A 20682-nucleotide genomic window follows, 5' to 3' on the forward strand; every position below is an offset into this window, starting at 1 on the left:
AGGCACGCATTTCGATGCCGCGAAACAGCGGCGCCAGCGAAAAATACGCTTTCGAGATGTTGCCGCAGCCGATGACGCCGATGCCAAGTTTCTTTGCCATGCTGATTGCTCCTAATAGGTTTTGGCGGCTGCGATGGAGCGGCGGGCGAAACGCTCGATGTCGTTGGGGTTGTCCTGTTCCATGACATAGTATTGGGCAGCACTCTTGGCACGCAACACCTTGATCAGGCCGGCCCAGTCGATGGTGCCATGGCCGACATCCGACCAGCCATCCTCATCCAGCCCCTCGCCGGGCTTGGCCATGTCCTTGACGTGGACGGCGCTGATGCGCTTGCCGTGCTTTTCGATCCACGGCAACGGATCATCGCCGCCGCGCACCACCCAGGCAACGTCCATCTCCCAGCTGACATCGGGCGCGGATGACAGGATGTGGTCCTGCGGCACCGATCCGTCGGCAAGTTTCTTGAACTCGAAATCATGATTGTGCCAGGCAAAGCCGTAGCCGGCCTTTTTCGCGGCGTCGCCGACCTTGGCCAGGCGTTCGCCGAAGCCGCGCCAGCCGGCCACGTCGGATGGCCGCTGATCGGGCATCAGGAAGGGACAGATGAGCAGCGTGATACCGAGTGCGTCGGCAGTTCTGCGCACGCCGTCGAAATCGTTCTCGAGCGCATCGATCGAGAAATGCCCAGTCGGCATGGCAAGCCCGTTCTTGTCGAGCTCGGCGCGGAATGCCTTGGGGTCATCATAGACGCCGCCAAAACCTTCGACCTGGGCGTAGCCGAGCTTGCCGAGCATGGCGAGCACACCGTCCCAGGGTTGGAAATTGCGGGCGCTGTAAAGTTGGAATGACCAGTTCATCATCTCTGTCCGTTTTGCTTGGGGATTGTCGTATGAGGGTTGTTCTCAAAAGCTAGATGCGTGTGCCCGTTGCGGTGTCGAAAAGCGAAGCGCGCATCGGATCGAAGCCAAGCGTCACCGCCTCGTCATTCTTGGGCGTGCGTTCCGAGGTCACTCGGACGCTGAAATTCTGCTGGGCAAGCTTCAGCCAGACCAGCGTGTCGGAGCCCATGGGTTCGACCACCTCGACATTGGCGGCTATCGAGAACGGCCAGCCGGTGCCGCTGTTCAGGCTGACATGCTCGGGCCTGATACCGAATGTGACGGGGCCGGGAGCCGGAGGCTTGGCAAAGTCGTAAGTGCCGAGCGGGATCTTGATATCCTCGGCCGCGAACCGCCAGCCGCCGTCGGCGTCTTCCAGGCGGCCATCGACGAAGTTCATTGCGGGCGAGCCGAGGAAGCCGGCGACGAAACGGTTGACCGGCCTGTTATAGATGGTCTGCGGCGCATCGAGCTGCTGGATGACGCCGCCCTTCATCACCGCGATGCGGTCGGCCAGCGTCATCGCCTCGATCTGGTCGTGGGTGACGTAGATCATGGTGTTCTGCAGCTTGCGATGCAGCAGCTTGATCTCGACGCGCAGTTCGGCGCGCAGCTTGGCATCGAGATTGGACAGCGGCTCGTCGAACAGGAACACGTCGACATCGCGCACCAGCGCCCGTCCGATCGCGACGCGCTGGCGCTGGCCGCCGGAAAGGGCGGCCGGCTTACGCTGCAGCAGCGGTTCGATCTGCAGGATTTCAGCCGCCCGCGCGATCCGCTTGGCGATCTCTTCTCTTGGCGTGCCGGCGACACGCAGCCCGAAGGACAGGTTCTTCTCCACCGTCATTTGCGGATAGAGCGCATAGGACTGGAACACCATGCCGATGCCGCGGTCCTTGGGCTCTTCCCAGGTGACGTTCTTGCCCTTGATGAAGATGCGGCCCTCGGAAACGTCGAGCAGGCCGGCAATGCAGTTGAGCAAGGTCGACTTGCCGCAGCCGGACGGCCCGAGCAGCACGATGAACTCGCCATCGGCGACATCGAGATTGAGCGTCTCCAGGACGGTCACCGCACCGAAGTTCAGCGACAGGTCCTGGATCGAAACGCTGGTATCATTGGCTGCCGTCATCGCCGTCACCCCTTCACCGCGCCGGCGGCGATGCCGCGTACGAAAAGCTTGCCGGAAATGAAGTAGACGATGAGCGGCACAAGCCCGGTCAGGATGGTTGCGGCCATGTTGACGTTGTACTCCTTCACGCCTTGCACCGAATTGACGATGTTGTTGAGCTGCACCGTCATCGGATAGGTGTCGGGGCGGGTGTAGACGACGCCGAACAGGAAGTCGTTCCAGATGCCGGTCACCTGCAGGATGATGGCGACGACGAAGATCGGCAGCGACATCGGCAGCATGATGCGCAGGAAGATGCCCCAGAAGCCGGCGCCGTCGACGCGTGCCGCCCGGAACAGCTCCTCCGGCATCGAGGCGAAATAATTGCGGAACAGCAGCGTCAGGATCGGCATGCCGAAAATGGAATGGACAATCACCAGCCCGCTGAGGCTGCCATAGAGGCCGATTTCGCGCAGGATGATGACGATCGGATAGATCATCACCTGGTAGGGAATGAAGGCGCCGACGATCAGGATGATGAAGAACGTATCGGCGCCCTTGAAGCGCCAATTGGCCAGTGCATAACCATTCACCGAGGCGATGGCGATCGACAGCAGCACCGACGGCACGGTGATGCGCACCGAATTCCAGAAGCCGCGCGAGAGCCCGTCGCAGTTAAGGCCGGTGCAGGCCGTTGACCACGCCTTGACCCACGGCTCGAAGGTGATCTCAAGCGGCGGTGAGAAGATGTTGCCGAGCCGGATCTCCGGCATGCCCTTGAGCGAGGTGACGACCATGACATAGAGCGGCAAGAGGTAGTAGACCGCCATGACGAACAATGTGCCGTAGAGGAAGACGTTGCGGCGCGAAATCATGCGGCGCGGCTTTGGACCGTAGGGCCCTGCGATGTCCTGGCGCGCGCCGGCGGCAACGCTTGCTTGAGCGGTGATGTCTGCAATGCTCATTTGCGTCGCCCGAACTCGAGATAGGCCCAAGGCACGATGACGATCACCACCGAGAGCAGCATCATGGTCGAGGCGGCAAAACCCTGGCCGAGGTTCTGGGCGAAGAACATATAGTCGTAGACGTATTTGGCCGGCACTTCGGATGCGATGCCCGGGCCGCCGCTGGTCTGGGCCACGACCAGGTCATAAACCTTGACGATGCCGGAAGCGATGATGACGAGCGTGGTGATGAAGACCGGCCGCATCATCGGGATGACGATGAACAGATAGGTCTTCCACATCGGGATCCCATCCACCCGCGCCGCCTTCCAGATGTCCTCGTCGATACCGCGCAGGCCGGCCAGCATCAGGCACATGATGAGCCCGGTGCCTTGCCACAGCGCAGCGATCGATATGCCGTAGATGACGATGCTGGAATTATAGAGCGGGTCGAAGCTGAAGCTCGTCCAGCCTAAGTCCCGCACGACATGCTGGATGCCGAAATCCGGATTGAGCAACCACTGCCAGACCAGGCCGGTGACGATGAAGGAGAGCGCGAAAGGATAAAGGAAGATGGTGCGGAACGTGTCCTCGAAGCGGATCTTCTGATCGAGCAGCGCGGCAAGCAGAAAACCGATGACCAGCGAGAACACCAGCGAGATCGCGCCGTAGATCAACAGGTTCTCGATCGAGATCAGCCAGCGCGGCGCCGCCCACAGGCGGTAATACTGGTCGAGCCCGACGAAATTCAGGCGCGGCAGGAGCTTCGAATTGGTGAAGGAATAGAGCACCGTCCAAACGGTGCCGCCGACGAAAACCACCATGGCGGTGAGGATCATCGGGATCGAGGCGACCTTCGCATTGAGGTTGCGGAACAGAAGGTTGGGGCGTGCGCTCTTGCTCATCTCGTCAGCCGGCTGGGTAAGGGCGGTGCATTCCCGGCCCCGCATTCGCAAGGCCGGGAGCGAGGCGGGTTGCCTCCAGCGTCAGTCCGCCGAAGCGATGAGGTCGGCGAAGCGCTTCTGCGCGTCTTCGACGGTCAGTTCCGGCTTGGCGAAGAATTCGGCGAAAAGGTCTTCCTTCTGTTTCTGGGTGTCCTGTGAAAGCAGTTGGTCCGTCCACGGCATGACGGCGCCCTTGGCAAGGATGGCGAGGCCCTTCTTCATGCAGTCGTTGGCCGCATTGAGATCGACGTCGCCGCGCACCGGCAGGGATCCCTTCTTCAGATTGAAGGCAACCTGCGTCTTGGGATCGAGCAGCGTCTCGGCCAGCACCTCCTGCGCCTTGCTCTTGTCGGCATCCTTGAGCAGCGGGAAGTAGAAGGCGTCACCGCCAGTGGCTATCACCTCGTTCAGCCCAAGGCCTGGCAGGCAGGTGTAATCCTTGCCCGCGGTCTTGCCGGCAACCTGAAACTCGCCCTGTGCCCAGTCGCCCATGATCTGGCCAGCGGCCTTGCCGGTGATGACCAGGTTGGTCGCCTGGTTCCAGTCCTGCACATTGGTGTTCTTCGCCATCTTGCGGGCATCGTCCGCGGCCTTGAAGACCTTGGCGACTTCGGGCCCGGCGGCGAACTTGGCATCCTTGTCCTTGTAGACCTTGAGGAACGTGTCCGTGCCGCCCACAGCCGCAAGCAGGACGTCGAAGGCACCGGAGGATTGCCAGGCCTGTCCGCCGACGGCGAGCGGGATGATGCCGGCCTTTTCCAGCGCCGGCGCTGCCGCCACGAATTCATTCCAGTCCTTCGGCAACGGCACGCCGGCCTTCTCGAAGGCCTCGTTGGACAGCCACAACCACTGCCAGGAATGGATGTTGACGGGCACGCAATAAATCTTGCCGTCGATGGTGCAGCCGTCGAGCAGGCTCTTCGGCCGGACGACATCAGTCCACTTGCCCCTGGTGGCGACATCGGTGAGGTCGCGCATCAGGCCGGCCTGCACCAACTCTTCCGCCTGCCGGCCATGGTTGAATTGCGTGGCGCCCATCGGATCGCCACCGGTGATGCGGCTGATCATGATTGGCCGCGCCGTGCCGCCGGAGCCGGCAATGGCGCCGTCCACCCAGTGGTTGCCGGTCGCATCGAATGCCTTGGCAAGTTCCGCAACCGCCGCCGCCTCGCCGCCCGACGTCCACCAATGGGTGACTTCCAGGTCCGTCGCGGCCGCATGGCCGGCAAACTGCAACCCGGCCGTCGCTGCCAGCGCAGCGGTCAAAAATCTGTATCGCATTTCGGCTCCTCCCAGAATCTGAAACGTTACAGATTTTCGATACGGCAATTGCGCGGGCTGTGCAACCCATCAACGAAGCACCCTCGATATTTTTTCGGGCTGCGAACAAATTCGCATGGATGATCGCGCTTCTCATGCACTGCAGCATGGTTTGCTGCGGCGCAAACACCGAAATGCCGCCTGATACGGGCAAAAAGGCGGCGGCAGAGGCAATTTCTCCTGGAATCCCAAGCGTTTCGCAAAAGAACCATCCACCTCGTGGGCGAGGGACATGTAACTCGATATGGCAATCTGTAACGTTTCAGTATATTGAGACTTTACCGGGGCTGGAACGCATATCGTATCGCCATGACGGCGATTGCCGACATGGCTCGCGGCTGCTATGCGCCTGACGGGCGGGACGAATGGACAGACAGCGTACGGACAAGAGCGGGGAGACCTCGGCACAGGGACGGCCGACGTTGAAGACGCTTGCCTTCATGACCGGGCTCGGCGTCACCACCGTGTCACGCGCCTTGAAGGATGCCCCGGAAATCGGCGCCGAAACCAGGCGCCGCGTCCAGCTCGTCGCCAAGCAGATCGGCTACCGGCCGAACCGCGCCGGCGTGCGTCTGCGCACCGGCAGGACCAATGTCATCAGCCTCGTGCTCAACACTGACCGCGAGATCATGAGCTTTGTCTCGGACATCATCTACGGCGTTTCGGAAGTGCTCGCCGAAACGCCCTATCACCTGATCGTCACGCCCTATTCCCGCTCGCAGGATCCGATGGAGCCGATCCGCTATCTCGTCGAGACCGGCTCGGCCGACGGCGTCATCATTTCGCGCACCCAACCGAACGATCCGCGCGCCCGCTACATGCTCGAGCACGGCATGCCCTTTGCCACGCATGGCCGCACCGACATGGGCCTCGTCCATCCCTACCATGACTTCGACAACCATGTTTTCGCGATGGAGGCCGTGCGCCGCCTGGCGAGCATGGGCAGGCACAAGCTGGCGCTTCTGTCGCCGCCGCCCGGGCTGACCTATTATGGCCACACGCTGAACGGCTTTGCCGATGCGCTGAGCGAGGTCGGAGCCAGCGAAATTCCGTTCAACACCGTTTCCATCGATCACACGATCGAGCAGATCAGGACCAGGACCGCGCAGGTGATGCGCCGCGAGAACAGGCCGGACGGCTTCGTCAGCAGCGCTGCCGCCGCGACACTGGCGATCGTCGCCGGCATCGAGGATGCCGGCCTCAAGCTTGGCCGCGACGTCGATGTCGTGTCCAAGCAGTCGTCGGACCTGTTGCATCTGTTCCGGCCGGAATTGCTCGTCGTCAACGAGAACTTCCGCCTGGCCGGCTCCGATCTCGCCCGCTCCGTGCTCGGCTGGATCGGCGGCGCCGCACCCGGCTCGTTGCAGCGCCTGGTCGCCACCAGCGAGGTTCGGGCGTTCAGCCCGCCGGTTTCCGTTTAGGCCCTTGGGCTAGCCAGCCGCACCGCTTCCCCACGGCCCATGGAACGCGCCCTTGTCGTCGATGCGCTCGAAGCCGTGCGCGCCGAAGAAGTCGCGCTGCGCCTGGATCAGGTTCGAGGTGCCGCGGCCCTGGCGGTAGCTGTCGAAATAGGCAAGTGCGGAAGACAGCGCCGGCACCGGCGAACCGGCCTCCGAAGCCCTCGCCACGATGCGGCGCAGCGACGGATGCGCCTCCTGCATCAGCGCGATGAAGGCCGGGGCCATCAGGAGGTTGGTCGAGGCGCCGCCCTTGCTGAAGGCTTCCGCCATGGTGTCGAGCATCTGCGAGCGGATGATGCAGCCGGCGCGCCAGATCCTGGCGATGGTCGGCATCGGCAGGTTCCAGTTGAATTCCTTGGAGGCGCCGCTCATCACCGCAAAACCTTGGGCGTAGGCGGCGATCTTGCCGGCGAACAGCGCCAACTCCAGATCTTCCAGCAGGGCATCTTTGTCACCGGAAATCTTCGTCACGCCGACGTTGCCGTAGGCCTTTTCCGCCGCCAGCCGCTCGTCCTTGATCGATGACAGAACGCGTGCCGCCACCGCCGCCTCGATCGCCGTCGCCGGAATGCCGAGTTGCTGCGCCTCGATGACCGACCATTTGCCGGTGCCCTTCTGGCCGGCGCGGTCGAGGATGATGTCGACCACCGGCTTGCCGGTCTTCGGATCGTCTGATGCCAGCACCTTGGCGGTGATCTCGATCAGGTAGGAGTTGAGCCGGCCCTTGTTCCAGTTGGCAAACACCGCGCCGATCTCTTTCGGGCCCATGCCCAGGCCGTCGCGCAAGATGCCGTAAATTTCGGCGATCATCTGCATGTCGGCATATTCGATGCCGTTGTGGATGGTCTTGACGAAATGCCCGGCACCGTCGGTGCCGAGCCATGCCGCGCAGGGTTCGTCCTTGAACTTGGCGGAGATCGCCGTCAGCACCTTCTCGACGCGCTTCCATGAGTCCTCTGTGCCGCCGACCATGATCGACGGCCCGTGGCGCGCGCCCTCCTCGCCACCGGACACGCCCATGCCGATGAAGGTGAGGTCCGAGCCGGAAAGCTCGGAGAAGCGCCGCATCGTGTCGCGGAAATTGGCGTTGCCGGCATCGATGACGATGTCATTGGCCGACAGCACGCCGCGCAGCGCAGCGATCTGTTCGTCGACCGGCTTGCCGGCCAGCACCATGATGATGATCGGGCGCGGCGGCCGGATGGCGGCGGCAAGCTCTTCCAGGCTGTAGCAGGGCACGACCATGTCCCTGAGCGCGCCGGCGTTCTCGATGAAAGCGTCGGTGCGCGCCCTGGTGCGGTTGAAGACAGCGATGCGGTGCCCGTGCTCGGCGATGTTGAGCGCCAGGTTGGAGCCCATCGTGCCAAGGCCGATCAGGCCGATTTCGGCATTTTCCATCGTTTCTTCCCTGCTTCGGATCTTGTTGGTTCGAGCCCGCGATTTGCGCGGATGCCCATTCATCACGGGATGCCATTCTTCACGGGATGATTGACGGGCCTTTCGGGCCGCGTCAACCGCCTCGCCGAATTGTGTTGCGCGGATCGAACGTGAAGACCAGAGCCCGAGAAGATTGGCAATCGGCGCGGCCGCCGGGAAGTTCAGGTGCCGGCGTCGAGGGAGAAGCGGGTTCAGAAATTGTAGTTGGCATAGCCATGGTAGACCAAATCCACCATTGCGTCCCCTCCGGCAAAGAGCAGATTCACGTTCCAAGGAGGGTTCCAAGGCGGGAAGGGAACCACGAACTCGGTTTCCTGGCCATGGCAAACTCCCACGACGCGCCAGTCGTCGCGGATGAAGCCGAACAGAGGTCCTCCCGACCACCCGTGGCCGGCGAAGTTTGTCGTTTCAAGCTCGCGCGCATGCTTGTCTCCGTCGACATCTCTTATGAAGGCAGCCAGCTCGACAGCCGGGTATCCGGCGGCGAAATCAGGATAGCCAGCGCTCATGTAAAGATGGTCGAAATACTCATCGTGGTCGTCGAAGGCCTGCGTACCCAGCCAGCCGCAGACGTTGCCAATCGGATCAATCGTCCTGCAGATTGCATAGTCGCTGGCATCCGCTTTGAACGCCATATCCCAGAAGCCGTCATGCCTGACGCCATACCAGTCGCTGACCCATGTGGAGCCGAAGCGAGGGGAGTGACCCGGGTACATAGCCGGCGTGAATTCGATTTGACAGTTGCCGCTGTAGTCCCACGGCATGACATGGCTGGCTGTCATCAACAGGTTCGGCCCAACCATGAAGGCGGTGCCTCCTGGAAGCTCCTTGCCTTCGGAGAAGGTGCGGATGTGGCCTATCGCCGACCAGGGAAACGCCACCAGATCCATGCCGATAGCCGTAAGCCCCGACCGCTTGACGGCAATATCGCCGTCCGGTCCAGCAAAGAACGGTCGCAACCGTGGGACCGTTCGCACAGCGAGATGGCGAGGAACATAGGCCTTGAGCAGATCCTCGTTTCGCCTGCCCGTGCGCGTCGGCTTGCCCTCAGGCCGCGCGACGGCCTTCGCAACAGGCAGGTTGAGCCTCGATTCCAATCGCGGCACATAGCCCTTCGGCGCAGAGACCCGCTCAGCCACCTTGCGGGCGTCCGGAAATCGGCCCAGGCTGAGATGATTGATGATGTCGACAGGCATCGGCTCCGTCGGATCACGATCAAGTTTTTCGATGAGAGCGCCAAGGTCGTTGTGCGCAGCCAGCGCCCTGAAGTTTGGTTGTCGCCTATTGCGCCCGGCATTCTCGTTCCCCGCAGTGGAGAGGCGTTGCTCCTTCTTCATGCGATTTGTCCTCGCTTGCCCTTGCCAATGCGCCTCGATAGGGCGAGACGACCGCGATTGGCATCGAAACCGAAGTGATGGCCGCCAAAGTCGAACGAAAGCGACCATTTTGACAGTCGTCATTTGCCGACTGGGTCGCTCCTTTTTGCGGGTGCTATTTCGTGAGGACCATAAGGCCGACGCTACGGCCTGATATCGACGGGCGCCTCGATCTTCACCATCTCGAAGTCCGAGACCAGTATGTCGATGCGCACCGTCCACCGGCCCGGCACCGGGATGACGAGGTTGTCGACGCGCCAGCTGCCGTCACCGGGCTTGCTCGCAGCGCGCTTCAGCGGCTCGATGCCGGAATCGGGTTTTGACAGCACAAGCGTCACCTCCTTGGCGTCGAGCGGGCCGAAATCGCCGCTCATGATGACCATCGAGGCAACGACCGGGCCGGCATGGCCGGGAGTGATGCTGAGATCGGCCATCGCTTGCAGCGCGTGGATATGGACCGACACCGGTTGCGCTGCCGCAATCGCCAGGGCTCGTGGCGGCGGCGTGAAGCGCCAGCCCGCGGCAACGCCGAAAATCGCCAACACGATCAACGTCTCGACGCCGATCGAGCGGACCAGCCTGCGTTGAACTTCCGTCGATCCCGCCTCGGCCGATGCGGTGAGTTTCCAGCGATTGACGGCAGCAAGCGTGAACAGAAAGACCAGCAGCCCCAGCTTGATAAGCAGCAGCCTTCCATAGGCGGTCTCGACCAAAGCCGCGGGTGTCTGCACCTGGATGACGGCAAGCACGATGCCGGCAGCGGCAAGCACGGCCACCACGGGCAGGATCGCCCAAGAAAACCGCCGCAGGAATGGCGTGGCCCCCGCCGATTGCCCCTTCAGCGCCAGCCCGAGTGGGATCAATGCGCCGGCCCACAACGCGATGCCGACGCCGTGCAGGAACACCATCGGCCGCGTCAGCCATTGCGGCTCGGCGGCACTGGCATGGCCGCTGGCGGCAAGGGCGACCCCCACCCCGGCCAGGCCGGCCAGCGCCGATGGTTTGGCGGTGGCGCGGGGACCGGCCAGCGACAGCAGGCCAAGGCCCAGCGCGATCAGCGCGACCAGCACTGTCCAGCCGAAACTGGTGTCGAGCCCGGTCCGCCAGACGACCGATTGTGCCAGATGGGAGAGCGGCGCCCCCAATGCGTCCAGACCTTGCAAGCCGAGCGACAGGCACGACGCGACCAGCCCGCTCAGGATTGCAGCTGCAACGAAGCGCTGCCCGGCACGGCCACTTCCGGCCAACCAGGCAAGCGCGAAGGCGCCGCCAACGCCGAGGAAAAGGCCGACGTAGAGAAAGATTTTGCCCGTCCAGATAGCCGACCGCAACGGCCAGTCGACGGCTTCGGATACGGCGGGCGGCTCGCTGGGCGCGCCGATGGAAAACAGCAGCGATCCGCCGACGGGATGACCGTCTGCGGAGATGACGCGCCAGCTCAAGACATGCGTGCCGGACTTGAGTAGCTGCGGATTGTCGATCTCGACGGTCTGGTCGCTGAGCCGGAATGACGTTAGCGGAACCGGCTTGCCGTCGGGCTTCACCAGCGTCAGCACCAGAGGCGAGACCGGCTCGCTGAAGGTCAGCGAGAACTGCGCCGGCCCCTGTGCCAGCACCGCGCCGTCGGCCGGGTCGGTCTTGATCAGCGCGGCATGGGCAAAGGCCTGATCCGACACGGCAAGGCCGGCAAGAAACACGATCACGGCCAACAGGCCGGCGGCAAGCCGGCCGGCGCGTTGGCCGGTCATGGAAGCCGTTTGCAGGAGGGAGGTCGTGCCCATGTCACCGCCACGAAAAGGAGCGGCGCGCTCGAAAGGGCGCGCCGCCTGGGAGATCATTTCTTCGGCAGCAGCTTGATGCCGGGTGCCGGGCTTTCCAGCGCGTCTTCATCCTGCCCTGCCGCCGGGATCTCGATCCAGCGATCGGCGGCGCCGTCGCATTCCTGCACCACCGGGAAGTAGAGTTTTTGGCCCGCCGGCAGATCCGCCGTCAACGTCGCGCGGAAGACAAACTCGTCGTAGAATTCGTCCGGCAGGCTGCCAGCGCTCCAGTCGACTTCCTTGACCCCGTCGGCAACCGCCTGACCGTAGAGCTGGTAGGATTTCTCGTACTTGCCCTTCTTGGTCTGCAGCGTCCAGCCTGGCTTCGGCATCGGCTTCACCGCGATCACCCCTTCCGGAATCTGCACGCGCACGGCGGTCGTCGCCTTGCCTTCGCAGCCATGCGGCACGCGCAGAACGGCCTTGTAGGTCGAGCCGACCGCCGCCTCCTGGGTTTCGAACGTGATATGCGCGAAGGCGGCGCTGGTTCCGAGCGCGAGAAGTGCGCCGGCCGACAAAAGATATTTGTTCATGATGGTCCCTCGGATTTTCAAAATTTGTCGAACCGGCCGGATCAATTGGCGTGATCGTCCATGGCGCCACCGCCCATGCCTTCGACAGCGAAATCGACGCTGACGGCGCCGGCCTTTTCGAAGGTCAGGACGGCGGAGAACTTTTCGCCCTGTTTGGGTTGCCGCTTCAGGCCGATGAACATCAAATGATAGCCGCCAGGGGCAAGCGCGACCTTGCCGCCGGCCGGAATTTCCAGGCCGCCGGCAACCGGCCGCATGGTCATGACGCCGTCCTTGACGCCCATCTCATGCAGCTCGGCCTTTTCAGAAACATCGGACGAAATCGACACCAGCCGGTCCGGTGCACTGCCATTGTTGGTGACGGTGAAATAACCCCCGGCCACTTTGGCACCGGCAGGTGTGGCGCGCGACCAGGGGTGGCCGATCTCGAGATCGCCAAGTTTGAACTCATGCGCGAGGACGGACTGGGCGCCTGTGAACAGCAGCGCAAGAGCCAGCACGGCAATGCCGACACGCTCTTCGATGCCGCGTAGAATGCCGCCGGGCGCAGGACGCGCGGCGTCAGGGAAAAAATAGGACATGGTTGCTCCATGAAGTGATGGTCGCGCCGTTGCCGGTCGCGAGCAGTTTGATCTTTGGATGGGTACGCCCACGAAAGGTTCCGCCGGGCAAACAGGCTCAGGCCGTCAGCGGCGGCGCGCGCGGGTTCGACGGCGAGCGCTCACGCGCAAAGTCGAGATGAATGGCCGCCGGGAAGACAAAGGCGACCGTTTCAAAGGAAAGGCTGTGCAATGCTAGCCCGGCATCGGGCGGCGGCGCAAAGGCCGCCGAAACCATGCTGCAGCCGAGCACGCAGCATGCCGGAAGATGGGAGGGACGCTGGTCGCCGCCCGGAAGCTGGGTGGCGCCATCATGGGTACAGATGACGTTGCCGAACGCATCGAGCTGCGATGCGTTGGGACCGGCGCCGAAGGCGAATGCGCCAAGCGTCGACTGGAGCAACAGCAAGTAGGCCGCGACAAGCGCGACCGGCATGCTCCACCGTCTCCTCGATACGCCCAAAGCCCTGCCTCTTCACAGCAACGCGACATACCTAGCACGGGGCTGGCGGGTGGAAAATCGCCAAATCACCGCTGCGGCAACGCGGCATATCAATGCATGTCGCCCAAAAGGGTGCGGCGGTTTTGGGACAACGACATGCATGAAACAAGACTCTGAGCCTCAGCGCGGCTCAGGATTTTTGTAGCGACCGGCTCTCCGGGATCGAGGTCAGCAATGTCTGGCGCGCCGACTTCAGATGCTTGCGGCAGGCGGCGTCGACCTTGCCGAGGTCGCGCGATTTCAGCGCCTCGATATAGACCAGATGCTCGCCGATCGCGACTTCGTTGCGTTCGCGTTCCTGCGCCTTGTTCCACTGGTAGTGGTAGTGGAAGATCATGGCGATGACATCGTAGAAATCGACGATGAAGCGGTTATGCGATGCCCGGTGGATGAGTCTGTGCAAGCGCTCATCCAGCTCGGAGAATTCGTTGAAGCGGGTGGAGATCTCGTTTGCCAGCTGGCGATGCTCGTCTTCCAGACGGTCGAGATCGGCCCAGACCGCGCTGTCCTGCGGCAGAGCGGTGAAGGCGGCCGCCGAGCGCAGTTCGAACATTTCGCGGATTTCGGTCAGCTCCAGCGCGAAGGCGCGCGTAAAGCCCTTCAGCACCCAATGGCTGTTGCGGCGCTTCTCGATCAGGCCGAAGCGGGAGAAGCGGATCAGGAACTCGCGCACGCTGGTGGTGCCGACGCCGATCTCACGCGCCAGTTCGAGTTCGTTGATCTGCATGCCGGCTTCGGCGCCGCCGGCGAGCAGCCTGCGCATGAACGACCGTTCGATGATCTCGGCCAGCGTGTCGGTCTCTTCTTCGGGGAAAAAATCGTCCGGACGCGCTTCGCGCAGCACCGTCTTGGCGCGCTTGTCCCAGGCGATCAGCCCTGTCTCTTCCATGCGCGCAAGAATGGTGCGGACGGTCGTACGGCTGACGCCAAGCAAGGTGCCCAGTTCCGGCTCCGAAGGCAGGCTGCGCGTTTCGTCGAGCAGCCGCAGGCAGCGGTTGTAGGCATCCTTGTAGACGTTGTTGCTCTTCGACATCCCTGACCCGTTGCACGCCGTCGCTTGCGGCGGCCGGTTTGAAGCGCAATATGACGTTCCCATGGCCCTGAGAAGCGAAATTGCTTCCCGGAACAACCAAGGACATGCGGAACTCCCCAGTGAAAAAACAATTGACGCAAAACTGTTTTTTCACGATAAAAGACAATATCTCTAAACAGACGCGTGTCAATCCGTCCGCGCAACCCAGGATCACCCAGGAAACCGCCCGTGAACGCCTCCAACTGCATTCTCCTGTCCCCCGCCGACAATGTCGCCGTCGCCAATGGCCGCATCGAGATCGGCACCGCGCTGCCGGGCGGTGCCGTCGCCAGTGCGCTGATCGAGCCCGGCCACAAGGTGGCGATCCAGCCGATCGCCGTCGGCGAGGCCGTGGTAAAATACGCCCAGGCGATCGGTCGCGCGACACAGGATATTGCAGCGGGCGAGCACGTTCATTCGCACAATCTGGTTTTCGAATCCGGCCGCTTGCCGGTCGTGCCGCCGAGCGAGGCCGAGCACGCGACGGAGGCCGACCGGGCCCGCACCTTCATGGGCTATCGCCGCGCCGATGGCCGCGCCGGCACGCGCAACTTCATCGGCATCGTCGCCAGCGTCAATTGCTCGGCCACCGTCTGCCATTCCATCGCCGACACCGCCAACCGCACGCTGCTGCCTAAATATCCCGGCATCGACGGCTTCGTGCCGATCGTCCACGGCCAGGGCTGCGGCATGAGCGGCACCGGCGACGGCATGATGGTGCTGCACCGCACGCTTGCCGGCTATGCCCGCCACCCGAATTTCGGCGGCGTGCTGATGGTCGGCCTCGGCTGCGAGGTCAACCAGCTCACCCTCTACGGCCAGAAGGGCGTCGCTGCCGGCAAGCGCCATTTCAACATCCAGGACGCCGGCGGATCGCGCAAATCGGTGGAAAAGGCGATGGGCGTGCTGGCCGAGATCGCCGAGGAAGTCGGCCAGCTGAAGCGTGAGCCGATCCCGGTCAGCGAGATCGTCGTCGGCCTGCAATGCGGCGGCTCCGACGGCATGTCGGGCATCACGGCCAATCCGGCGCTGGGCGCGGCTGTCGATATCCTGGCTGGCGTCGGCGGCATCGGCATCCTCTCCGAGACCACGGAGATCTACGGCGCCGAACATCTGCTTGCCTATCGCGCGGCAACGCCTGAGATTGCGCAGAAGCTCGACGGTTTCGTGAAATGGTGGGAGGACCACGTCGCCAAGCATGGCGCCTCGATCGACAACAACCCCTCGCCCGGCAACAAGCGCGGCGGTCTCACCACCATCCTGGAGAAGTCGCTCGGCGCGGTCGCCAAGGGCGGTCAGACGCCCCTCAACGGCGTCTTCGGCTACGCCGAAAAAGTCACTGGCAGCGGCCTCGTGTTCATGGACACGCCCGGCTACGACCCGGTTTCGGCGACCGGCCAGGTGGCGGGCGGCGCCAACGTCATCGTCTTCACCACCGGCCGCGGCTCATGCTTCGGCTGCCGCCCGACGCCGTCGATCAAGGTCGCCACCAACTCCACCATGTACCACCAGATGGAAGAGGACATGGACGTCAATTGCGGCGTCATCGCCTCGGGTGAAAAGACCATCGCCGGCATGGGTCGCGAGATCTTCGAACTGATCGTCGAGACGGCTTCCGGCCGCAAGACCAAGAGCGAGGACTTCGGCTACGGCGACAACGAGTTCGTGCCCTGGCATCTGGGCGCAACACTTTAGATTTTACTGATGTAAAGTAGACTGCGCGCCGGTCAGCGGCGGGCAACGGGGAGGTTGTGCATGGAAAGACGCCGCATCGGCCAGACAGCGCTGGAAGTCACCGAGGTCAGCTTCGGCGGCGCTGCACTTGGCGGCCTTTACCGCGCCTGTTCGCGCGAAGCGGCGATGGAGACGCTGCAGGGCGCCTGGGATGCCGGCCTGCGCTATTTCGACACCGCACCCTTCTACGGTTTCGGACTGTCGGAGCGCCGCTTCGGCGACTTCCTGCGCTACAAGCCGCGCGATTCCTATGTGCTGTCGACCAAGGTCGGCCGGCTGTTCCGCCCGGTGCCGGACGATCAGGTTCCCGATCACTCCTATGTCGATCCGCTGCCCTTCGCGCTCGACTACGACTATTCCTATGACGGCATCATGCGGTCGGTCGAATTCAGCTATGCGCGGCTTGGCCTAAACAGGATAGACATCCTGTTTGTCCACGACATCGGCGCCTACACCCATGGTGTCGAGAAGACCAAGCTGCACTTTCGCGACCTGATGGACGGCGGCCTCAAGGCACTTGAAGAGCTGAAACGGTCCGGCGTCATTTCCGCCTATGGGCTTGGCGTCAACGAAGTGCAGATCTGTCTGGACGTGATGCGCGAGGCGCCGCTCGACTGCATCCTGCTCGCCAGCCGCTATTCCTTGCTCGACCGCAGCGCCGAAGCGGAGTTGCTGCCCCTATGCCGGGCGCGGCAGACCTCCTTGGTCATTGGCGGCGTGTTCAACTCCGGTATCCTGGCGACCGGGCCGGTGCAAGGCGCACATTTCGACTACCGCCCTGCCAGCCATGACGTGCTCGACCGCGTCGGCGCAATGGAAAGGATCGCCGCCGAGGGTGGCTATCCGCTCGCCGCCGCAGCGTTCCAATTCCCCTTGCATGAACCTGCCGTCGCCACCGTGCTGACCGGCACCGCCAAGCTGGCGAACCTGACGCGCAACCTCCAACTGCTCGACATCGACGTGCCGGAGACGGAATACGCCAGATATCGTCCCCACACGCTGGTGCAGGAGCTGGTGTGAAACTCCATATTCTTGCGGTCACACGAAGGAATGGACATTCTATATTGACGAAATGATGGAATTAATATTCCATACGTTCCCGGAACGGAACGGAAGTGCGACGGCGCCAATGGGGAGCAGCGCGGTGGATTTGCCTCTGCCAGGCCTCGCAAGGACTGATCAAACAGCGCTTGCATCGATCTGTTCGATGCATTATCAAAACATGGCAATTGTTTTTTATTGATAAAGTTCTGTTTTGGATCACGCCTATCCGGACGGAGCTTCCGTATCGTTCACCGGGCGACTTAGGGAGGAAACCTCATGAAATTCGTGACCAGCATTCTCAACCGCCGCGCCGTCATGGCGCTGGCAGCAGCTTCGATGCTCGCCGGCGTCATGCATTCGGCGCCGGTTTCGGCGGCGGACGTCACCATTCCGATCATCGTCAAGGACACCACGTCGTTCTACTGGCAGATCGTTCTGGCCGGCGCCCGCAAGGCCGGCAAGGATCTCGGCGTCAACGTGCCGGAACTCGGTGCCCAGGCTGAAACCGACGTCAACGGCCAGGTCTCGATCCTCGAGAACGCCGTTGCCAGCAACCCGGCGGCGATCGTCATTGCGCCGACCGAGTTCAAGGCGCTTGGCAAGCCGATCGATGAAGCCGCTGCCAAGGTCAAGGTCATCGGCATCGACTCCGGCGCCGACTCCAAGGCCTTCACCTCGTTCCTGACCACCGACAACGTCCAGGGCGGCCGCGTCGCTGCCGACGGCCTCGCAGCCGCCATCGGCGCCGCCAACGGCGGCAAGATCGAGGGCGACGTCGCCCTGATCACCAACGCGCCGGGCGCCGGCTCGCTCGAACAGCGCAAGCAGGGCTTCACCGAACAGCTGGCCGCCAAATATCCGGGCCTCAAGCTGGTCGCCGATAAATATGCCGACGGCCAGGCCACCACCGGCCTCAACATCGCCACCGACCTGATCACCGCCAACCCGAACCTCAAGGGCATCTTCGCTTCCAACCTGATCATGGCGCAGGGCGTCGGTCAGGCTGTCGCGGAAAACAGCCTTGGCGGCAAGCTGGCGCTGGTCGGTTTCGACAGCGACGAGAAGCTGATCAAGTTCCTCAACGACGGCGTCATTTCCGCCCTCGTCGTCCAGGATCCGTACCGGATGGGCTATGACGGCATCAAGACCGCACTCGCCGCTTCCAAGGGCGAGAAGGTCGAAGCCAATGTCGACACCGGCGCCAATCTGGTGACCAAGGACAACATGAAAGACCCCAAGATCGACGCGCTGCTCAATCCGAAGCTCTGAGCCGTCGCATCCGCAATGGTCTCCGGGGCACCTCGCCCCGGAGACAAGCTGCCGCACAAACGGCTTGGCAATCCATAAGCGTAGGCTAGGCTGTTTTCGAGACATATCCTTGTCTCGCCGCGTGCCAATCGTGAGGCCAATCTGGGAGGATTGTCATGACATCGACGGCGCAGGAACTGCATCCGGCCCCTGTGCTGGAACCGGGGCGGACCATCCTCGAATTGCGCGGGCTGGAGAAGCGCTATCCCGGCACCCACGCGCTGAAGCCGGTCGACCTCGCCTTCAAGTCCGGTGAGATCCACGCCATCGTCGGCGAGAACGGCGCCGGCAAATCCACGCTCATCAAGCTTCTGACCGGCGTCATGCCGCGCACCTCCGGAGAGATCGCCTGGGAGGGCCAGCCGGCTGCCCTGGCGACGCCGCATGAGGCGATGGCGCTCGGCATCAATGCCGTGCACCAGGAAGTCGTGCTGTGCCGCCACCTGACGGTCGCCGCCAACATGTTCCTCGGCGAGGAGAATTCGCGCTTCGGCATCCTGCAGCAGCGTGCCATGGTCAGGCAAGCGCAGACCATCATCGACGATCTCGGCTTCGACCTGCCGGCGCATGTCACGCTGGGCGACCTCACTATCGGCCAACAGCAGCTGATTGCTGCCGCACGCGCCACCGTGCGCGGCACCAAATTCCTGATCTTCGACGAGCCGACCGCCTACCTCACCCGCAAGGAGGCCGACCAGCTCTTCACCCTGATCCGCCGGCTGAAGGGCGAAGGCGTGACGATCATCTACATCAGCCATCGCATGGAGGAGGTGTTCGAACTCGCCGACCGTGTTTCCGTGCTGCGCGACGGCACGCTGGTCGGCACCCGCAACATCGCCGAGACCAACGATGCCGAGCTGGTCAAAATGATGATCAACCGCTCGATCGAGCAGGTTTATCACAAGGAGCATTTCACGCCGGGCGCCGCGATCCTCGAGGCGAGGAGCCTGTCCGGCAAGGGCTTCGAAAATGTCTCGATGACGGTTCGCGCCGGCGAGATCGTCGGTCTCTATGGCCTGATCGGCGCCGGACGGAGCGAGTTCGTCACCACGCTCTACGGCCGCCATCGCAAATCGGCCGGCCAGATTCTGTGGGAAGGCAAGGAAGTTCAGGTCAACTCCGAACATGACGCGATCAAGCTCGGCATGGCGCTGGCGCCGGAAAGCCGCCGCGACCAGGGCCTCTGCCTCAATCTGCCAGTCGGCTTCAACCTGAACCTGCCGATCTACAAGCGTATCTCGAACAATCTGCTGATTTCGAGCACGCAGGAGAAGACGCAAGCCGATCGCCAGATCGCCGATCTGCGCATCAAGACACCGACGCGCGGCGCGCTGGCATCCAGCCTGTCGGGCGGCAACCAGCAGAAGATCGTCATCGGCAAATGGCTGGCGCACGGCGCCAAGCTGTTCATCTTCGACGAACCGACGGTCGGCGTCGATGTCGGCACCAAGGCCGAGATCTACCGCCTGTTCAGCGCACTTTTGTCAAAGGGCGCCGGCATCATCCTGATCTCGTCCTATCTGCCGGAAGTCTATGAACTCGCCGACACGCTGCATGTGTTCCGGCGCGGCAAACTGGTGGCGACGCACGGTTTTCACGCCGCCAGCCACGAGGATATTCTCACTCAGGCGCTCGCCGAGAAACAAGAAAAGCTGGGAGGACAGATATGAGCACCGAGGCGATCGCCGTCGAAAAACCGAAGCGCAACTACAACGTCCTGTTTGGGCTGACGCTTTTGGCGCTGCTGGTTCTGCTCTGGATTCTTCTCTCCGTGGCGACGACGAGCTTCGCCTCCGCCAACAACATGGCCAATCTCTTGCGCCAGGGCTCGATGATCGCCATCATGGCGGTCGGCCAGACCTTCGTCATCATCACCGGCGGCATCGACCTGTCGGTCGGCGCCGTGGTCGGTTTCGCCACGGTGGTCGTGGCCATGATGATCAATGCCGGCTTCCCCATCTGGCTCGCCATTCTGGTGACGCTGCTGGTCGGCGTCGCCATCGGCATGTTCCACGGCTTCGGCATCGTCAAGATGGGCCTGCCACCCTTCATCATCACGCTGGCAACGCTGACCTCGCTGCGCGGCATCGGCCTTTTGATGACCAACGGCAATTCGATCAACATCAACAGCGACACCTTCACCGCCTTCTCGCGCAATTCCTTCATCGGCATCCCCAACCTGTTCTGGATGGTGATCCTGGTCGGCATTCCGGCCTATATCTTCCTGCACCACAGCCGCTGGGGCCGATACCTGTTTTCGGTCGGCTCCAACGCCGAGGCTTCGCGTCTGTCCGGCGTCAATGTCCAGCGCACCATCTACATGGCCTACACGCTGTCGGGCCTGTGCGCCGCCTTTGTCGGCGTGCTGCTGGCCGCCCGCATCGGCATCGGCAACCCGACGCAGGCCGAGGGCTGGGAACTGCAGGCGATCGCGTCTTCGGTCATCGGCGGCACCTCGCTGTTCGGCGCCGTCGGCTCGGTGCATGGGCCGCTGCTCGGCGCCTTCATCCTGGCCACCATCAACAACGGCGCCAACCTGCTCAACGTCAATTCGTTCTGGCAGCGCATCATCACCGGCGCGCTGATCATCATCATCGTCTAC

At 62.9% G+C, this 20682-nt stretch carries 18 protein-coding genes; 6 read left to right on the forward strand and 12 right to left on the reverse strand.

Annotated features, from left to right (window positions below):
- Positions 1-111 precede the first annotated feature (111 nt).
- The 5 genes from EN964_RS03920 to EN964_RS03940 form a co-directional block, all read right to left on the reverse strand.
- Positions 112-858 carry a sugar phosphate isomerase/epimerase gene (locus EN964_RS03920; RefSeq protein ID WP_127268555.1) on the reverse strand — a complete coding sequence of 249 codons (747 nt, stop codon included), beginning with the start codon at positions 856-858 and terminating at the stop codon, positions 112-114.
- Positions 859-910: 52 nt separating this feature from the next.
- Entirely contained in the window at positions 911-2008 is a 1098-nt protein-coding gene (locus tag EN964_RS03925; RefSeq protein WP_023812494.1) for an ABC transporter ATP-binding protein, read from the reverse strand.
- A gap of 5 nt (positions 2009-2013) precedes the next feature.
- The gene (locus tag EN964_RS03930; protein ID WP_372337953.1) at positions 2014-2946 is read right to left on the reverse strand and encodes a carbohydrate ABC transporter permease; all 933 of its coding nucleotides are present in this window, start codon (positions 2944-2946) and stop codon (positions 2014-2016) included.
- Positions 2947-2948: 2 nt separating this feature from the next.
- A complete protein-coding gene (locus EN964_RS03935; RefSeq protein ID WP_127322195.1) occupies positions 2949-3836 on the reverse strand; it encodes a carbohydrate ABC transporter permease in 888 nt (295 codons plus the stop codon).
- 81 nt (positions 3837-3917) lie between these two features.
- On the reverse strand, positions 3918-5156 hold the full coding sequence (locus EN964_RS03940) for an ABC transporter substrate-binding protein (protein WP_127272131.1): 1239 nt from the start codon (positions 5154-5156) through the stop codon (positions 3918-3920).
- A gap of 404 nt (positions 5157-5560) precedes the next feature.
- Between EN964_RS03940 and EN964_RS03945 the strand changes: the two genes are divergently transcribed.
- On the forward strand, positions 5561-6616 hold the full coding sequence (locus tag EN964_RS03945; RefSeq protein ID WP_127271211.1) for a LacI family DNA-binding transcriptional regulator: 1056 nt from the start codon (positions 5561-5563) through the stop codon (positions 6614-6616).
- A 9-nt stretch (positions 6617-6625) separates the two neighbouring features.
- Here the strand turns inward: EN964_RS03945 and gndA are convergent, their stop codons facing one another.
- The 7 genes from gndA to EN964_RS03980 form a co-directional block, all read right to left on the reverse strand.
- Complete coding sequence (gene gndA, locus EN964_RS03950; protein WP_127272128.1) at positions 6626-8053, reverse strand: NADP-dependent phosphogluconate dehydrogenase; 1428 nt, start codon at positions 8051-8053, stop codon at positions 6626-6628.
- A 230-nt stretch (positions 8054-8283) separates the two neighbouring features.
- On the reverse strand, positions 8284-9690 hold the full coding sequence (locus EN964_RS37505; RefSeq protein WP_164775722.1) for a serine protease: 1407 nt from the start codon (positions 9688-9690) through the stop codon (positions 8284-8286).
- Entirely contained in the window at positions 9612-11216 is a 1605-nt protein-coding gene (locus tag EN964_RS03960) for a copper resistance CopC/CopD family protein (RefSeq protein ID WP_236383018.1), read from the reverse strand. Before EN964_RS03960 ends, EN964_RS37505 begins: the two co-directional genes overlap by 79 nt.
- Before the next feature lie 86 nt (positions 11217-11302).
- Positions 11303-11821, reverse strand: a complete 519-nt coding sequence (locus EN964_RS03965; protein WP_127272468.1) for a YcnI family protein — start codon at positions 11819-11821, stop codon at positions 11303-11305.
- Between the two features lie 41 nt (positions 11822-11862).
- On the reverse strand, positions 11863-12402 hold the full coding sequence (locus EN964_RS03970) for a copper chaperone PCu(A)C (RefSeq protein ID WP_127270813.1): 540 nt from the start codon (positions 12400-12402) through the stop codon (positions 11863-11865).
- 97 nt (positions 12403-12499) lie between these two features.
- Positions 12500-12856 (reverse strand): DUF2946 family protein, encoded by a 357-nt coding sequence (locus tag EN964_RS03975; protein ID WP_127270815.1) that lies wholly within the window; start codon positions 12854-12856, stop codon positions 12500-12502.
- A 196-nt stretch (positions 12857-13052) separates the two neighbouring features.
- Positions 13053-13955 (reverse strand): GntR family transcriptional regulator, encoded by a 903-nt coding sequence (locus EN964_RS03980; RefSeq protein WP_127270817.1) that lies wholly within the window; start codon positions 13953-13955, stop codon positions 13053-13055.
- A gap of 228 nt (positions 13956-14183) precedes the next feature.
- Between EN964_RS03980 and EN964_RS03985 the strand changes: the two genes are divergently transcribed.
- From EN964_RS03985 to EN964_RS04005, 5 genes are all read left to right on the forward strand, one after another.
- Positions 14184-15689: a UxaA family hydrolase gene (locus EN964_RS03985; protein ID WP_127272467.1), complete on the forward strand. Its 1506-nt coding sequence runs from the start codon at positions 14184-14186 to the stop codon at positions 15687-15689.
- Between the two features lie 60 nt (positions 15690-15749).
- A complete protein-coding gene (locus tag EN964_RS03990; protein ID WP_127272466.1) occupies positions 15750-16748 on the forward strand; it encodes an aldo/keto reductase in 999 nt (332 codons plus the stop codon).
- Between the two features lie 300 nt (positions 16749-17048).
- The gene (locus EN964_RS03995; protein ID WP_127272465.1) at positions 17049-18041 is read left to right on the forward strand and encodes an ABC transporter substrate-binding protein; all 993 of its coding nucleotides are present in this window, start codon (positions 17049-17051) and stop codon (positions 18039-18041) included.
- 155 nt (positions 18042-18196) lie between these two features.
- Positions 18197-19750, forward strand: a complete 1554-nt coding sequence (locus EN964_RS04000) for a sugar ABC transporter ATP-binding protein (protein WP_127269847.1) — start codon at positions 18197-18199, stop codon at positions 19748-19750.
- Positions 19747-20682 (forward strand): ABC transporter permease (locus tag EN964_RS04005; RefSeq protein WP_164775723.1); only part of this gene is annotated, 936 nt, incomplete at its 3' end. The genes EN964_RS04000 and EN964_RS04005, both read left to right, overlap by 4 nt.

The sequence above is a fragment of the Mesorhizobium sp. M7A.F.Ca.CA.001.10.2.1 genome (genome assembly GCF_003998575.1).
Classification (GTDB): Bacteria; Pseudomonadota; Alphaproteobacteria; order Rhizobiales; family Rhizobiaceae; genus Mesorhizobium.

What these genes read in the sequence shown, in the direction of transcription:
- EN964_RS04000 (WP_127269847.1), top strand. Translation starts at nt 18,197, where the DNA reads ATGACATCGACGGCGCAGGAACTGCATCCGGCCCCTGTGCTGGAACCG.
- EN964_RS03990 (WP_127272466.1), top strand. Translation starts at nt 15,750, where the DNA reads ATGGAAAGACGCCGCATCGGCCAGACAGCGCTGGAAGTCACCGAGGTC.
- EN964_RS03925 (WP_023812494.1), bottom strand. Translation starts at nt 2,008, where the DNA reads ATGACGGCAGCCAATGATACCAGCGTTTCGATCCAGGACCTGTCGCTG.
- EN964_RS03970 (WP_127270813.1), bottom strand. Translation starts at nt 12,402, where the DNA reads ATGTCCTATTTTTTCCCTGACGCCGCGCGTCCTGCGCCCGGCGGCATT.
- EN964_RS03940 (WP_127272131.1), bottom strand. Translation starts at nt 5,156, where the DNA reads ATGCGATACAGATTTTTGACCGCTGCGCTGGCAGCGACGGCCGGGTTG.
- EN964_RS03945 (WP_127271211.1), top strand. Translation starts at nt 5,561, where the DNA reads ATGGACAGACAGCGTACGGACAAGAGCGGGGAGACCTCGGCACAGGGA.
- EN964_RS03960 (WP_236383018.1), bottom strand. Translation starts at nt 11,216, where the DNA reads ATGACCGGCCAACGCGCCGGCCGGCTTGCCGCCGGCCTGTTGGCCGTG.
- EN964_RS03980 (WP_127270817.1), bottom strand. Translation starts at nt 13,955, where the DNA reads ATGTCGAAGAGCAACAACGTCTACAAGGATGCCTACAACCGCTGCCTG.
- EN964_RS03975 (WP_127270815.1), bottom strand. Translation starts at nt 12,856, where the DNA reads ATGCCGGTCGCGCTTGTCGCGGCCTACTTGCTGTTGCTCCAGTCGACG.
- gndA (WP_127272128.1), bottom strand. Translation starts at nt 8,053, where the DNA reads ATGGAAAATGCCGAAATCGGCCTGATCGGCCTTGGCACGATGGGCTCC.
- EN964_RS03965 (WP_127272468.1), bottom strand. Translation starts at nt 11,821, where the DNA reads ATGAACAAATATCTTTTGTCGGCCGGCGCACTTCTCGCGCTCGGAACC.
- EN964_RS03935 (WP_127322195.1), bottom strand. Translation starts at nt 3,836, where the DNA reads ATGAGCAAGAGCGCACGCCCCAACCTTCTGTTCCGCAACCTCAATGCG.
- EN964_RS03995 (WP_127272465.1), top strand. Translation starts at nt 17,049, where the DNA reads ATGAAATTCGTGACCAGCATTCTCAACCGCCGCGCCGTCATGGCGCTG.
- EN964_RS03920 (WP_127268555.1), bottom strand. Translation starts at nt 858, where the DNA reads ATGAACTGGTCATTCCAACTTTACAGCGCCCGCAATTTCCAACCCTGG.